The organism is Bradyrhizobium sp. dw_411 (assembly GCF_018449695.1).
Lineage (GTDB): Bacteria > Pseudomonadota > Alphaproteobacteria > Rhizobiales > Xanthobacteraceae > Bradyrhizobium.
Genome location: NZ_JAAVUY010000010.1, coordinates 285,654 through 299,455 on the forward strand (window position 1 = coordinate 285,654; position 13,802 = coordinate 299,455).

The window sequence follows — 13,802 nt, forward strand, 5'->3', positions numbered from 1 at the left end:
CGAGCGCGCAGGGATCGCGTGCATCAAAGGGGGGGAGTTTCCAATGCAAGGCGAAGGTATTCTGGTTACGTTATTTGTCGGTCTGGTTGCCGGCTGGCTCGCCGGGAAGGTCGTGCGCGGCGCGGGTTTCGGGATCATCGGCGATATCATCATCGGCATCCTCGGCGCGTTTATCGCGGGTTGGCTGTTTCCGAGGCTTGGCTTCCATATCGGTGGCGGCATCGTGGCGGAGATCATTTATGCCGCGATCGGTGCCATCGTGCTGTTGCTGGTCGTACGGCTCATTCGGGGCCGTGTCTGACGCCGCATAAAACGTAGCTCTCATGATTGAATGGAGGCCGTCCCGACAGACGGCCTCCATTTGATTTGATCCAGACCGTCGTCGCCTTATTCGATGACTTCGACAATTCGATGGGTGCGCGGATCGACCAGTACGGTACGGTCGTTCACGACCGTGTAGCGATAGTCGCGGACGCCATATTCCGGCGGCACATCGTAATAGGTGACGCCTTGCTCGGGCAGAACGGCGCCAATACGCACGTCCTCATTATACCGATAGGAAGGGCGATGCTGCTCGACCGCGTAACTGCGAAAGCGCGGGCGCTGATCGACGCCAAGGATTCCGTTGACGCCACCGACCACGCCGCCAATGACGCCACCGACGACGGCTCCGACCGGACCGGCAGCTCTTTCGCCGTCTCTTGAGCCTCGTTCAACGCCGCCGGGGACGCCTTGGGCCTGCGCTATAACTGGCAAGGCCATTGTGACGGCAAGGGCGGTAATTCCGATAAAACGGCGGATCATGATATCTCCTGAGGATTATTGGCTGAGGTGGAGACCCAACTCGCCGGGGTCCATTAGGTTCCGGCACCAGCCGGCGGTATCCGAGATTTCCTGGGTTTCAATCGCTTTTCCACCTCCGGATGTCCCCAACGCGTTTAGGTTAATGTGACTTCAAATGGACGCTGGCCGCAAAAATCGGTAATAACGTGCAGCGCACCCGTTTTGGAATCAGGGGCCGCGCCCCCCATGAAGAGATCAGAATTGATGGCTGTTGCTCCCGGTGTCCGGCGTTCCGAACTCGGTGACGCACTGCGCGCGTGCCGCAATGCATTCATCGGCGTCGGGCTGATGAGTTGCATGATCAACTTGCTCTATCTGACCGGCTCGCTGTTCATGCTGGAGGTCTATGACCGGGTGCTTCCTAGCCGCAGCGTACCAACGCTTGTCGGTCTCGCCATCCTCGCCAGCGGATTGTATATCGCCCAGGGCATTCTCGATCTCCTTCGCGGGCGAATCCTGGGGCGTATCGGCACGTCGCTCGATGAAACGCTCAATGCGCGCGTGTTCGACACCATTGTGCGCCTGCCGCTGATCGTCGGCGGACGCAATGAAGGCCTTCAGCCGCTGCGCGATCTCGACAATGTCCGCTCGTTCCTTGGCAGCATGGGGCCCGGCGCATTCTTCGACCTGCCATGGCTGCCGTTCTATCTGGCGATCTGCTTTGCCTTCCATGTGATGATCGGCCTGACCGCCCTGGTCGGCGCGATCATCCTGGTGACGCTTACCGTCGTAACCGAGTTCCTGTCGCGCGCGCCCGCGCGCGAGGCGATGGGGCTGGCCGCGCGACGCAATGACATCGCCACCACCAGCCGGCGCAACGCCGAAGTGCTGGTCGCCATGGGAATGGCCGGGCGCCTGACCAAGCGCTGGAGCGAAGCCAACGAGAAGTATCTTGCGGGCAATCAACGTGCCAGCGACGTCACCGGAGGCCTTGGTGCGATCGCCAAGGTCCTGCGCATGGTGCTGCAATCGGCGGTGCTCGCGGTCGGCGCCTATCTGGTGATTCATCAGGAAGCGACCGGCGGCATTATCATCGCAGGATCGATCCTGAGCGCGCGGGCGCTGGCGCCGGTCGATCTGGCGATCGCGCATTGGAAGGGTTTTGTGGCGGCGCGCCAGAGCTGGCATCGGCTCAACAAGCTGCTCGACTCCTTGCCCGCCCGTACTGTGCCGACCTTGCTGCAAACCCCGTCGAGCCGCCTGTCGGTCGAAGCCGTCAGCATCGTGCCTCCAGGCGATCAGAAAATTACCGTTCAGGATGTCACCTTCGCGCTCGAGGCCGGCAACGGATTGGGCGTTATCGGGCCAAGCGGATCCGGCAAGTCTTCGCTGGTGCGTGCGCTGGTCGGGGTGTGGCAGCCGGTGCGCGGAAAAGTGCGGATCGATGGTGCGGCGCTCGACCAGTGGTCGTCCGACGTGCTCGGCCGTTACGTCGGCTACCTGCCGCAGGACGTCGAATTGTTCGCCGGCTCCGTCGCCCAGAATATCTGCCGGTTCGATCCGGAAGCCAATTCGCAGGCAATCATCGCGGCGGCCAAGGAAGCCGGCGTCCATGAGATGATCATCAAGATGCGCGACGGCTACGACACCCAGATCGGTGAGCAGGGAACTGCGCTGTCGGCCGGTCAGGCGCAGCGCGTGGCCTTGGCGCGGGCGTTGTATGGTGACCCGTTCCTGATCGTACTCGACGAGCCGAATTCCAATCTCGATACCGAAGGCGACGAAGCGCTGACGCGGGCGATTCGCGCGGCGCGCGAGCGCGGCGCGATCGTGGTGGTCGTGGCGCATCGCCCGATCGGCATCGAGGCGGTCGATCAGCTTCTGGTGCTGAAAGACGGCCGGGCGCAGGCCTTTGGTCCCAAGGAAACCGTGCTGGGACAGGTGTTGCAGCGGGTCACGCCGCCTTCCCCGATCAAGATCGTCTCCGAAGGGGGAGTTGCCAAATCATGAGTGGCATTCAGAAGAAAGACGCGCGGTCGTCGATACGGTTGCATTTGATCATCGGGCTCGCGGTGGTCTTGGTTCTCGCCGGCGGCCTTGGCGGCTGGGCATCGACAGCCGAAATCTCGGGCGCGCTGATCGCGCCGGGCTCGATCGTGGTCGATTCGAACGTCAAGAAAGTGCAGCATCCGACCGGCGGCGTGGTTGGCGAATTGCTGGCGCGCGATGGCGACATCGTGAAGGCCGGCGATGTGGTGGTGCGGCTCGACGACACCGTCACCAAGGCCAGCCTCGCGATCGTTACCAAGAATCTCGATGGATTATTGGCCCGTGCGGCGCGGCTGCAGGCCGAACAGCAGGGGCTCGACAAGATCATATTTCCTGAAGCGTTGCGGGACCGGTCCAAGGACCCCGACGCCAAGAACATCATCGCGAGCGAAGCCAAATTATTCGAGGTACGCACGACCGGGCGAACCGGACAGAAGGCGCAATTGCGCGAGCGCATCACGCAGTTGAACGAAGAGATCGGCGGCTTGATGGCGCAGGAGAAGGCGAAAGATCAGGAAATCGCCCTCGTCGAAAAGGAACTGGCGGGCGTTCGTACGCTCTATGACCAGCATCTGGTGCAGATTTCGCGCCTGACGGTGCTTGAGCGCGACGCCGCCCGCCTCAATGGCGAGCGGGCGCAGTTCATCGCACAGCGGGCGCAGGCCAAGGGCAAGATCACCGAAACCGAATTGCAGATCATTCAGGTCGACAAGGATCTGGTCAGCGACGTGTCGAAGGATTTGCGCGAAACCAACGACAAGATCGGTGAATTCGTCGAGCGCAAGGTGACCGCGGAAGACCAGTTGCGCCGCACGGATATTCGCGCCCCGCAGGACGGCATGGTGCTGCAATCGACGGTGCATACGGTCGGCGGCGTGATTACCGCCGGCGATGCCATCATGATGATCGTGCCGCAGGCCGATGCTTTGGCAGTCGAGGCCAAGGTCAATCCGCAGGATATCGACAAGCTGCAGATCGGCCAGAAGACGCTGCTGCGGCTCTCGGCCTTCAACCAGCGCACCACGCCGGAATTGAACGGCGTCGTATCCCGCGTCTCGCCCGACGTCACGACCGATCAGCGCACCGGGCAGTCCTATTACACGATCCGGGTCTCGATGCCGGCGGACGAGATCGCCCGTCTTGGCGAGTCCAAACTGATCCCGGGCATGCCGGTGGAAGCCTTCGTGCAGACCGGCGACCGCACCATGATGTCCTACCTGATCAAGCCACTGAGCGATCAGTTGATGCGGGCGTTCCGGGAGAAGTGACGGCGTCTGAGCCGTTCCAGCCCGGCAGATCCATCTGAGCCGTCATTCCGGGATGGTGCGTTAGCACCAGACCCGGAATCTCGAGATTCCGGGTTCGATGCTTTGCATCGCCCCGGAATGACAGAATTTCACCGCGACAAATTCTGCAGCAGGAAATTCAACGCCGTCGCGGCGAACACCTGCATGTTGCCGAGCCGGTCGTTGCTGCCGGTTTCCAATGTCATCACGCTCGTTTCCGGTCCGGCGATGCCCATGCAGCTATGGCCGGCGACGTCGCCATAGCGGTTGCCGGTTGGTCCGGTCGCGCCGGTTTCGGACAGGCCCCAGTCGGTGGCAAAACGGTTGCGGATCTGGCTGGCCAGCAGTTTCGCGTAGGGCTCCGACGCCGAGCGGATTCCCTTCATCGCCTCGTCGGGGATATCGACCAGAATCCGCCGCGCATCGCGGGTATAGACCACAGCCCCGCCGAGGAAATAGGCGGAGGCGCCGGGCACCGCAAGCAGGCTTGCCGAAATCAGCCCGCCGGTCGAGGATTCCGCGACCGCGATGGTCTGGCGCCGTTCGATCAGTTTGACGGCAATCTTCTCGGCAATCGCCACGAGCTCTTTCATTCCTAGCCTTTCTTGTCGGCAAGCGAGTGATACACCACGCGGATGAAGTTCTTGCTGGCGAGTTCGGTTGGCGCCCATTTGACGTCGAGATCGGCGAAGGGCTTGGCCGCCACCACGTCGTCTTCGCTTTTGCCTTCCTTGACCAGCTTGGCCATCCGGTCGCGCGCGGTGATTAACATGGTTCGGTATTCCACCAGCACGGCCCTGTCGGCGAGCGGCCCATGGCCGGGAACGATCCGGGTCTTGGCGTTCACCAGCTTGAGATAGGCGTCGGTCGCAGCAATCATTCCCTTGATATTGCCGCCATTGGCGAAATCGATATTGGGGTAGCGGCCGGTGGTAAATGTGTCGCCGGTCGACAGCACGTTGGAACTCTTGAACCAGACGTAGGTGTCGCCATCGGTATGGGCGTTCTCGATATGCCTGAGATCGGCGACGCGACCCCTGAGCCGGATATGAAAATTGCCGGTATAGGTCTTTGATGGCAGTGCTGCGTCCGCCACCGGTGGCACCTTGGCGCCGGTGAGGCCGTTGGTGGTTCCGGCCGCGAGCCGATTCCTGACGTTGATCTCGGAGACAACAGCCGCGCCGTCTTTGGCGAAGGGTTCATTGCCGCCGGTATGGTCGCCGTGGAAGTGCGTGTTGACGAGATATTTGATCGGCAGGTTCGAGACCGTCGAAATCGCAGCCTTGATCTTGTCATGCAGCGGGGCGTATTCGCCGTCCACCATGATGATCGCGTCCTTGCCGATCGCGACCGTGATGTTTCCGCCCTGGCCTTCGAGCATATAGACGTTGTCGCCGAGATCGGTGGTCTTGATTTCGACCTTGGAGAAATCAGGCAGCGACGGCGCGGCTGGCGGCTGCTGCGCGATAGCGGCGCCTGCCAGCATCAGTGTGGTTGTAACAACGGCTAGTCCGGTCCGAAGCATGAAAGTCTCCCTCTTGCGTTCTTGTTTGGATTGCCTTGCTTGCACCAGCAATCACGATTTTAAACATGCCCCATCATCTGCCGCTCGCGTGCGTAGCGTACCAGCGCGATGTAGCGATAGATGCCGTGCACGAATTTTCCGTAGGGCATGGTGATGAACAGCGAAAACACCACGCCGAGATGCAGCGCCAATAGCGGTCCCATCGCGGCCGTGTCGCGACACACGAGTAGCGCGAGGCCGGTGAAACTGGTCAGGAACAGCATCGCGATGAACGCGACATCCATGCCGGTGCGTCCCTGATCGACCAGCACGGGATCGCGTTTGAATTTCTCCGCCAGCAGGCCGATGGGTCCAATCAACAACCCGATTCCGCCCAGCGTACCCAGCACCACCGGCAGGTCCCACCACGGATATGGCGCCTCGCGCGCCAGCAGATAATGATACAGCGTCGCAACCGATGTGGCGGCAAAGCACAGCAGGAAGCCATAGAAGGTCAGGTGATGATAGACCTTGCGCCAATCGCCGGGGCGTTCGTCCTCGTTGACGCAGCCGACGCCGCCGCCGTCCAGATAGCGCAATTGGCCGGCGTCCTTCATCGCTTGCCAAAGAGACTTCGGCTCGAATTTCATGCCGACCGGTTCGCCGATATCGCGCCAGAAGGCGCGCACGCCCATCAACAGCGCTATGATCGCATAGAGCAGCGCCGCGGTGAACAGCACCGCCATCGCATTGTGCGGCATCAGCGCGTAGAACGCGCCGGGCCCGGTGTGGACGCCGTAGAGAACCTGATGATCGTTGAACGCCGCAAAGCCGAAAATAAAGGCCGCGACACTCAGCGCGGCGATCAGGCTGATGGCCAGCCCATTACGCGCGAACAGGCCTGAAAACACCGTGGGCCACGCATAGGCCGCGTAGGAATCGGCGCGGGCGATCGCGAGCGTTTTGGGGACATTGACGTTGAATTCATGCGGCGGCGAGAACTGGCAATCGGTGTAGCAGGCGCCGCAGGCGTGGCAGAGATTGGCGAGATAATTGAGGTCGCCGTCGGAAAACGAGCGGCGCATTTCCATCGCCGGGAATACCGCGCACAGTCCCTCGCAATAGCGGCACGAATTGCAGACCGTCATCAGCCGGTCGGCTTCTTCGAGGATTCTGGTTCCGTGCATCTTGCGCCGCTTTCCGTTCAACAATAACTCAGGGCTTCTTCGTCAGCCCCTTGCCTTCCAGCCATGCCTGGATCAGCCCGGCGACTTCGGTATTGTTCTTGTCCATCATCATCATGTGCGAATTGCCTGTGATGCCCGCCTTGGGCAGGTCGACCACCTCGGCGCTGCCGCCCGCCGCGCGGATACTCTCGGCGAAGGCGACGCCGGTGGCGCGAATCTTCGGCCAGCGCGAATCGCGCTCGATGTAGTCGCCATAGACGAACAGTGTCGGTATCGCTTTCAGCACATCCGCTTTGGCGGGATCGCCGACCCCGGCGGGCTCGATCGCGATCAAGGCCTTGACCTTGTCGGGCCGCGCCTGCGCTGCCTTGAAGCCGAAGGTGCCGGCCTGACTGTGGAACATGATGATGCACGGGCACACGCGGTCGATCTCGGCGATATAGGCCGCGATCGTCGCGTCGTCATTGGTGGTCCAGCGCGGCACGCCCTGCTTGGTGAAATTCTCATAGCCTTCGTTGGGAAACTGGCTGCCGGGCAGCAGCTTGCGTTTCGCCGGATCCGGATCGTAGGCATCGCCGATCCGAAACCGCTGGAACGGATTGGACGTCGTGAGAAACACCGGTTCGCTCTTGAAGATATCGGGATACTGCGCCCAGCCGGCGCGGCCGCGCTCGACGGCGTCGGAATTGTAGACGCTCCAGCCCTTGCGCAGAAAATAATTCAGCCAGCCTTCGCGGCCGTCGGGTGTTGTTTCCCAGGTCACGCCTGTGAGGCCGCCGCCGTGCCACATCAATAGCGGATAGGCGCCTTTCTCATTGGCCGGCAGAAAATACTGCACATACATCTGCTCGACCTGATAGGTCCCGTTGGGATCGATCTTGGCCGGCACGCCGCCGGGCGCGAAGGTCAATTCCCTGATCGGCTTGCCGGTGATCTCGACAAGGCGTCCGCCGACATGAAACGAGCCCATATCGCGGAGTGCGATCGGCTCGGCAGCGATGGTCGCAACCGATGTCGCAATCGTCAACGCGGCCGTGAGGATCATGTTGCGGGAGATTTTTGTCCCACGGATCGCGTGCTTAATTCCTTGCATTTTGTGCCGCCTCCCTTCCCGCGATCCGGCCGAACACGCTGCCGATGGTCATGCCGATGCCGGCGGCGTAGCCCTTGCCGAGCACATTGCCGGCCATGATCTCGCCGGCGGCGAACATATTGGCGGACGGCTTGCCGTCCTTCATCAGCATCCGCGATTGCCGGTTCACGCGGGTGCCCAGATAAGTGAAGGTGATGCCGGGCCGCACCGGATAGGCGAGATAAGGCGGTGCGTCGATCTTGCGCGCCCAATGCGTCTTGGCCGGCGTGATGCCCTCGGTGCGGCAATCGTCCAGAATTGTGTGGTCGAAGGTGCCGGGCTGCACCGCGGCGTTGAAATCGGAGACGGTCTTCTCCAGCGCCGCGGTGTCGAGGTTGAGCTTTGCAGCGAGCTCGGCCACCGTGCCGCCGGCGATCGGCGGAAACAGCGTCGGCATGAAGCTCGTCACCACGCTGGAATCAAAAATGATGTAGGCGGTCTGGTCGGGCTGTGCTGCGACCAGCCGGCCCCAGATCGCATAACGTTTTGGCCAGATGTCCTCGCCTTCGTCGTAGAAGCGCGCGGCATGCTTGTTGACGACAATGCCGAACACCACAGAATCATGCCGGGTGATGATGCCGCCGTCGAATTTCGGCGCGCGGGCGTCGATCGCGACCGCGTGGCATTGCGTGGGGTCGCCGATTTCCTGCACGCCGTTGGCCAGCAGCATCTTCAAAATCGAGCCGCGGTTGTAAGGCGTGCCGCGGATCAGGAAATTGTCGGCAGCCTCGCCCCAATACTGCTTGAGCCATTCGATGTTGGCCTCGAAGCCGCCTGCAGCGGCGACCAGTGCAGAGGCGCGAACATGGACGCGGCCGTCGCCTTGTTTGAGCGCGGCGGACAGAAACATGCCGTCGGCGATCTCGAGCTCGAGCACCTCGGCGTCATAGAGAACTTCGATGCCGAGCTGTTCGGCGGTCAGATAGAGCGCGTTCAGCATCGCCCGGCCACCGCCGAGGAAGAATGAATTGGTGCGGCCGAGGCTGAGCGTGCCGCCCAGCGAGGGCTGCCAGCGCACGCCCTGTTCGACGATCCAGTTCAGGATGTCCTTTGACTCCCGGATCATCATGCGCGCGAGTTCTTCGTCGGTCTGGCCGCCGGTGACGCGCTGGAGGTCTTCCCAGAATTCCTCTTCGGTATAGGGCCCGGTGAGGATGTCGGTCGCCGCGTCATGGGCGCAGCGCATATTGCGGGTGTGGCGGGTGTTGCCGCCCCGGTAGAATTTCGGCGCGGCTTCCAGCACCAGCACCGAGGCGCCGCCGCGCCGCGCTGATATCGCGGCGCACAGCGCGGCATTGCCGCCACCGATCACCAGCACATCGTATTTACGCGTCAAATCGACCATGCGGTGTTGTTATCTTGTTTGCATGGAAAGCAAAACCGTCATCCGGGCAAGGCGATCCGCTTGCCCGGCATGACTTATAGCGTTTTCGAGCGAAGTGGATACCGGTTCGCGTTAAGAAAACGCGTCAAAACAAAGAGTAGAGCCCGGTTCTGATTTAATCAGAACCGATAAGGCTCTAGCTTGAGGCCGCAACCGCTTCCTGCGCGGCCATGGTCTTGCCGCCGCGATAAACGGTCAGCGTCGCGATGATGCCGAGGACGGCGGCGCACATCAGCCAGTATCCCGGCGAGGCCTTGTCGCCGGTGTGATCGATCAGCAAGGTCGATGCAAAGGGCGTGAAGGTCCCGAACAGACCGGCGGCCAGCGCGAAAGCCAGCGAGAAGCAGGTGGTGCGGACATGGGTCGGCACCACTTCAACCAATGCGCCGAGCATGGTGCCGCTGTAAATGCCGAAATAAAACGACAGCATCATCTCAACAGCCAGCATCTTGCCGAAGGTCGGATTGGCGACCAGCCAGTGCAATGCCGGATAGGCGGTCACGAGCGACAGGCACGCGATCGTCAGTAGCACCGGCTTGCGGCCGATACGGTCCGACAGTGCGCCGCCCACAGGGTTCCAGATGAAATTGGTCACCGCTACCAGAACCGTGACGATCAGGGCATCCTGGGTCGAGAGCTTCAGCACGCTCTTGCCGAAGGTCGGCGTATAGACCGTGACGAAGTAGAAGGTCGTGGTGGTCAGGACCGCGATCATCATGCCGAGCACGATGATCTTCCAGTTCGCCGCCGCCGAAGAGAATACTTCCGATGTGGTCGGATGTTTTTTCATCGCCAGGAATTCCGGCGTTTCTTCCAGCGTTCGGCGCAGCAGGAAGATGAAGGGAATGATCAGACAGCCGACGAAGAACGGAATCCGCCAGCCCCATGAAGCGATCACGTCGGGCGACATCGTCTCGCTCAGCACATATCCAAGGATCGCGGCGACGAAGATCGCGACTTGCTGGCTGGCGGACTGGAACGACGTGTAGAAGCCTTTATTGCCGGGCGTGGCGATCTCGGAGAGATAGACCGAGACGCCGCCGAGTTCGACCCCTGCAGAGAAGCCCTGCAGCAGGCGGCCGATCAGCACGATGACCGGCGCCGCGACGCCGATCGTCGCATAGGTCGGGCAGACCGCAATCGTCACCGTTCCCGCGGCCATGATCGCCAGCGTCACGATCAGGCCCTTGCGGCGGCCGATCTGGTCGATATAGGCGCCGAGCACGATCGCGCCGACCGGGCGCATCAGCGCGCCGAGCCAGAACACGCCGAAGGTGTTGAGCAGCGCGGCGGTTTCATCCTGCGCCGGAAAGAACGCTTTCGCGATGGTGGAGGCATAAAAGCCGAACAGGAAGAAATCGAACTGTTCGAGGAAATTGCCGCTGGTAGCGCGCAGAATGGCGCCGATGCGCGATTTGAGCTGTGGCGGTTGCGAACTGGCCGATGACGATACCACTGATTTCTCCCCCGTTGTCCGACGCCGGACGCGCTATCTGCGCTAGGCCAGACATTTGTTCAGTCTTCTCGCGGCAATCTGCCACGTTGGAGCGGCGTGACCAACCGGAAAACGCCGAAAATATCGAGGCGTCCCATATCCAGACTTTGCGCTGCGGCATGAATATCAGCGCTTCGTCTAACTGACTTCCGCTCCCGCCTGGACGGCGGTCGTCAGCCATTGCCGAAATGCCGCGAGTTTGGGGGAATCGGCCCGGGACAGCGGCGAGACCAGATAGAAGCCGGCATCGGCGGGCAGGGTGATCTTGAACGGAACCACCAGGCGGCCCTTGGCGATATCGCCCTCGACATAGGAAGTTCGGCCGATCGCAACGCCGATGCCGTCGATCGCGGCCTGCACGGTCATCAGCGTGAGATCGAAGGTCAGTCCCGGCTGGGTCGAGATGTTGGTCGGCAGGCCGGCGGCGGTCAGCCACAGCCGCCAATCGTCGCTGGCGCCGGCGCTGGTGGTCAGCAGCACATGATTGGCAAGATCCTCGGGACGCCGAAGCGGCCGGGGGCCTGTCAGCAGCGCCGGACTGCAGACCGGAAACAACTGATCGGCCATCAGCCAATCGGCGCGCACACCCGGCCATTGCCCGCGACCGTAGCGGATCGCGGCATCGACATCGTCGCGCTGAAAATCGACCAGACTGGTCGAGGTGGTAATGCGGACGTCGATGCCGGGATGGGCTTCCTGAAATGCGGTGAGTCTCGGCAGCAGCCACTTCGCGGCCAGCGAGGCCAACGTGGAGACCGTCAGCACGCGATCGTTTTCTTTGCGCAACAGCCGGTCGGTCGCGAGCCGCAGATCGTCGAACGCCGCGCGGATGCCGGGAAGATAATCCCTGGCTTCCGGTGTCAGCGCCAAAGCCCGATTCTTCCGGACGAACAGGCGCATTCCCAGTTCCTCCTCCAGTCGCCGGATCTGATGGCTGATCGCGGTCTGGGTGACGTTCAGTTCGGACGCCGCCACGGTGAAGCTCAGATGCCGGGCGGCGGCCTCAAACGCGCGCAATCCATTGAGCGACGGCAGTCGGGCGATCATTTACCGGATTTCTCCCCAGATATATGAGTTTATATCATCCGAAGCGGTACAAAGTGTCGTTTGTTGGAATCCTCAATGGGACCGATACTGGCCTGCGAAAGTTAGCTTTAGGAGGTTGAAATGTCTACCTGTTCACCTCAAGCGATGACAAATCATCATGGGTTGGGGCTTTTCGCCCAGCTCAGCGAGACGCTCCACGTATGGAGCGAGCGCCGGCGCCAGCGGTTTGAACTGGCCCGGTGGAGTGACCGCGACCTGCACGATGTCGGACTAGCGTGGAGCGATGTCGCTCGCGAAGCCGAAAAGCCGTTTTGGCGGGCTTGATGCCGCCAGGGCTGGCGCCGCCTCAGAAGAGGGCCGCCAGCCCGAAACGTCTTTCCCAGATCAAAGGAAGCTCCAAATCCAAGGAAGCCTGCGATGACCGCGCTTCGACTCGATAACCTCCGGCAACATTCGGACACTCTGGAGCTTCGTTCCGGCGAAGTCGTTGCGGTGCGTTTCGTTGAGCCGCGGGATGCCGAGGCGTTGCAGGATTATTTTCGCGGGCTCTCGGTACACTCGCGCTACAACCGCTTCCTTGGTGCGGTCAGCGAATTGCCGCCGTCAGAACTTTATAATTTCATCCATGTCGGCGAACGCGATCGTTTCAGCGTCGTCGCCGTCATGACGATCGACGGCGTCGAGACCATCGTCGGCGAGGCCCGCTACGGCGTCCAGACCGATACGGCGAGCTTCGAGTTCGGCGTATCGATCGACGACCGCTGGCAGGGCCATGGCATCGGCACGGCGCTGCTGAAGAACATGGAATGCCGCGCTGCCGCGTTTGGCGCTACGCGGCTGTTCGGCGATACCTTGCGTTCCAACGACGTCATGATCAGTCTCGCGCGTAAATCCGGTTTTGATTTCAAGCCGAGCCCGGGTGACTGGAAGCTGGTGCGCTTCGAAAAGCGTATCGACGTAGAACCGCAGGAAATTCCTTGCGCGAGTTGGAAGATTGCCGCGGCATCGCGTGAGACCGCAGATGTTTCATTGGCAGGCTGACTTGGCCCGACGATTTAATTGCCCTTGAACACGGCCTTGCGCTTTTCGATGAACGCCTGCACCGCTTCGCGGTGATCTGACGTCATCGTGGTGCGGATCAGCCGCTCGGCCTCGTGGTCGCGCGCGGTGGCGAAATCGAATGACAAGGCTTCGTCGAGGTTGTCCTTCATGTAGCGCAACGCGATCGCCGGTCCCTCGGCCAGCGATTTCGCCAGCGCGAAGGCTTCGTCCTGCAATTCGGCATCGGGTACCACGCGATTGACGAGACCGATTGCGGCGCATCTGGCAGCATCGACCTTTTCAGAGGTGAACATCAATTCGCGCGCCCGCGCAGTCCCGACCAGCCGCGTCAGCAGCCAGGCGATGCCGTAATCGCCGCTGAGGCCAACGCGCAGATAGCCGGTGGATATGAAGGCCGATTCCGCGGCTATCCGGATATCGCAGGCCATCGCGATGGCCAGGCCGGCGCCGGCCGCGGGGCCGGGTAACGCCGCGATGGTCGGCTTGCGAACCGAGACCAGCGCGCCGGTCAATAGCCGCTGCCGCTCCTGCAGGTCGGTGACCTTCTCGTCAAAGGACATCGCCAGCTTCTTCGGATCACGATGCGCGCCCATGCCCTTGACGTCGCCGCCCGCGCAGAACGCCGTGCCGGCGCCCGTAATTAAGAGCGCGCCGACCTCGGGATTCTCCCCGCAGGTTTTGATCATCGTTCGCAGCGCCGGCGTGAGGCGGTCGGACAGCGCGTTGCGCGCTTCCGGCCGGTTCAGTGTGATAATGGCGACGCGGTCGCGGATCACGCAGAGCAGTTCGTCGGTGCCGGTGTCGATGGTGGTTTCGGATGTCATGTGAGGTCCCGGTTTGTTTTTTTATCCTCGTCATTCCGGGGCGATGTGA

Annotated in this window: 14 protein-coding genes; 5 read left to right on the forward strand and 9 right to left on the reverse strand. The window is 61.8% G+C overall.

Annotation, left to right across the window (positions count from 1 at the left end):
- Positions 1–43 precede the first annotated feature (43 nt).
- Positions 44–301 (forward strand): GlsB/YeaQ/YmgE family stress response membrane protein, encoded by a 258-nt coding sequence (locus HB676_RS19340; RefSeq protein WP_213739511.1) that lies wholly within the window; start codon positions 44–46, stop codon positions 299–301.
- 86 nt (positions 302–387) lie between these two features.
- On the opposite strand, the gene HB676_RS19345 is transcribed toward HB676_RS19340, so the two are convergent.
- A complete protein-coding gene (locus HB676_RS19345) occupies positions 388–804 on the reverse strand; it encodes a DUF1236 domain-containing protein (RefSeq protein ID WP_213739512.1) in 417 nt (138 codons plus the stop codon).
- A 243-nt stretch (positions 805–1,047) separates the two neighbouring features.
- Here HB676_RS19345 and HB676_RS19350 point away from each other — a divergent pair, with 243 nt between their 5' ends.
- Together HB676_RS19350 and HB676_RS19355 are read left to right on the forward strand one after the other, a co-directional pair.
- Positions 1,048–2,793 carry a type I secretion system permease/ATPase gene (locus HB676_RS19350; RefSeq protein ID WP_213739576.1) on the forward strand — a complete coding sequence of 582 codons (1,746 nt, stop codon included), beginning with the start codon at positions 1,048–1,050 and terminating at the stop codon, positions 2,791–2,793.
- A complete protein-coding gene (locus tag HB676_RS19355) occupies positions 2,790–4,100 on the forward strand; it encodes an HlyD family type I secretion periplasmic adaptor subunit (RefSeq protein ID WP_213739513.1) in 1,311 nt (436 codons plus the stop codon). Before HB676_RS19350 ends, HB676_RS19355 begins: the two co-directional genes overlap by 4 nt.
- 128 nt (positions 4,101–4,228) lie before the next feature.
- Here the strand turns inward: HB676_RS19355 and HB676_RS19360 are convergent, their stop codons facing one another.
- From HB676_RS19360 to HB676_RS19390, 7 genes are all read right to left on the reverse strand, one after another.
- Entirely contained in the window at positions 4,229–4,711 is a 483-nt protein-coding gene (locus HB676_RS19360; protein WP_213739514.1) for a CinA family protein, read from the reverse strand.
- Between the two features lie 2 nt (positions 4,712–4,713).
- Positions 4,714–5,643: an MBL fold metallo-hydrolase gene (locus HB676_RS19365; protein ID WP_213739516.1), complete on the reverse strand. Its 930-nt coding sequence runs from the start codon at positions 5,641–5,643 to the stop codon at positions 4,714–4,716.
- A 59-nt stretch (positions 5,644–5,702) separates the two neighbouring features.
- Positions 5,703–6,809: a tricarballylate utilization 4Fe-4S protein TcuB gene (tcuB, locus tag HB676_RS19370; RefSeq protein ID WP_213739517.1), complete on the reverse strand. Its 1,107-nt coding sequence runs from the start codon at positions 6,807–6,809 to the stop codon at positions 5,703–5,705.
- Between the two features lie 28 nt (positions 6,810–6,837).
- Positions 6,838–7,902 (reverse strand): esterase, encoded by a 1,065-nt coding sequence (locus tag HB676_RS19375; protein WP_249780335.1) that lies wholly within the window; start codon positions 7,900–7,902, stop codon positions 6,838–6,840.
- Complete coding sequence (tcuA, locus tag HB676_RS19380; RefSeq protein ID WP_275944950.1) at positions 7,889–9,277, reverse strand: FAD-dependent tricarballylate dehydrogenase TcuA; 1,389 nt, start codon at positions 9,275–9,277, stop codon at positions 7,889–7,891. The genes HB676_RS19375 and tcuA overlap by 14 nt, the downstream gene beginning before the upstream one ends.
- 184 nt (positions 9,278–9,461) lie before the next feature.
- Positions 9,462–10,781 (reverse strand): tricarballylate/proton symporter TcuC, encoded by a 1,320-nt coding sequence (locus HB676_RS19385; protein ID WP_213739519.1) that lies wholly within the window; start codon positions 10,779–10,781, stop codon positions 9,462–9,464.
- A gap of 177 nt (positions 10,782–10,958) precedes the next feature.
- Positions 10,959–11,867, reverse strand: coding sequence for a transcriptional regulator GcvA (locus HB676_RS19390; RefSeq protein ID WP_213739520.1), 909 nt, complete (start codon positions 11,865–11,867; stop codon positions 10,959–10,961).
- Positions 11,868–11,987: 120 nt separating this feature from the next.
- On the opposite strand from HB676_RS19390, the gene HB676_RS19395 reads away from it, so the two are divergent.
- Positions 11,988–12,191 carry a DUF1127 domain-containing protein gene (locus HB676_RS19395; protein ID WP_213739521.1) on the forward strand — a complete coding sequence of 68 codons (204 nt, stop codon included), beginning with the start codon at positions 11,988–11,990 and terminating at the stop codon, positions 12,189–12,191.
- 93 nt (positions 12,192–12,284) lie between these two features.
- Positions 12,285–12,908, forward strand: a complete 624-nt coding sequence (locus HB676_RS19400) for a GNAT family N-acetyltransferase (protein WP_213739522.1) — start codon at positions 12,285–12,287, stop codon at positions 12,906–12,908.
- 14 nt (positions 12,909–12,922) lie between these two features.
- Here the strand turns inward: HB676_RS19400 and HB676_RS19405 are convergent, their stop codons facing one another.
- Complete coding sequence (locus HB676_RS19405; RefSeq protein ID WP_213739523.1) at positions 12,923–13,753, reverse strand: enoyl-CoA hydratase; 831 nt, start codon at positions 13,751–13,753, stop codon at positions 12,923–12,925.
- Positions 13,754–13,802: the final 49 nt, after the last annotated feature.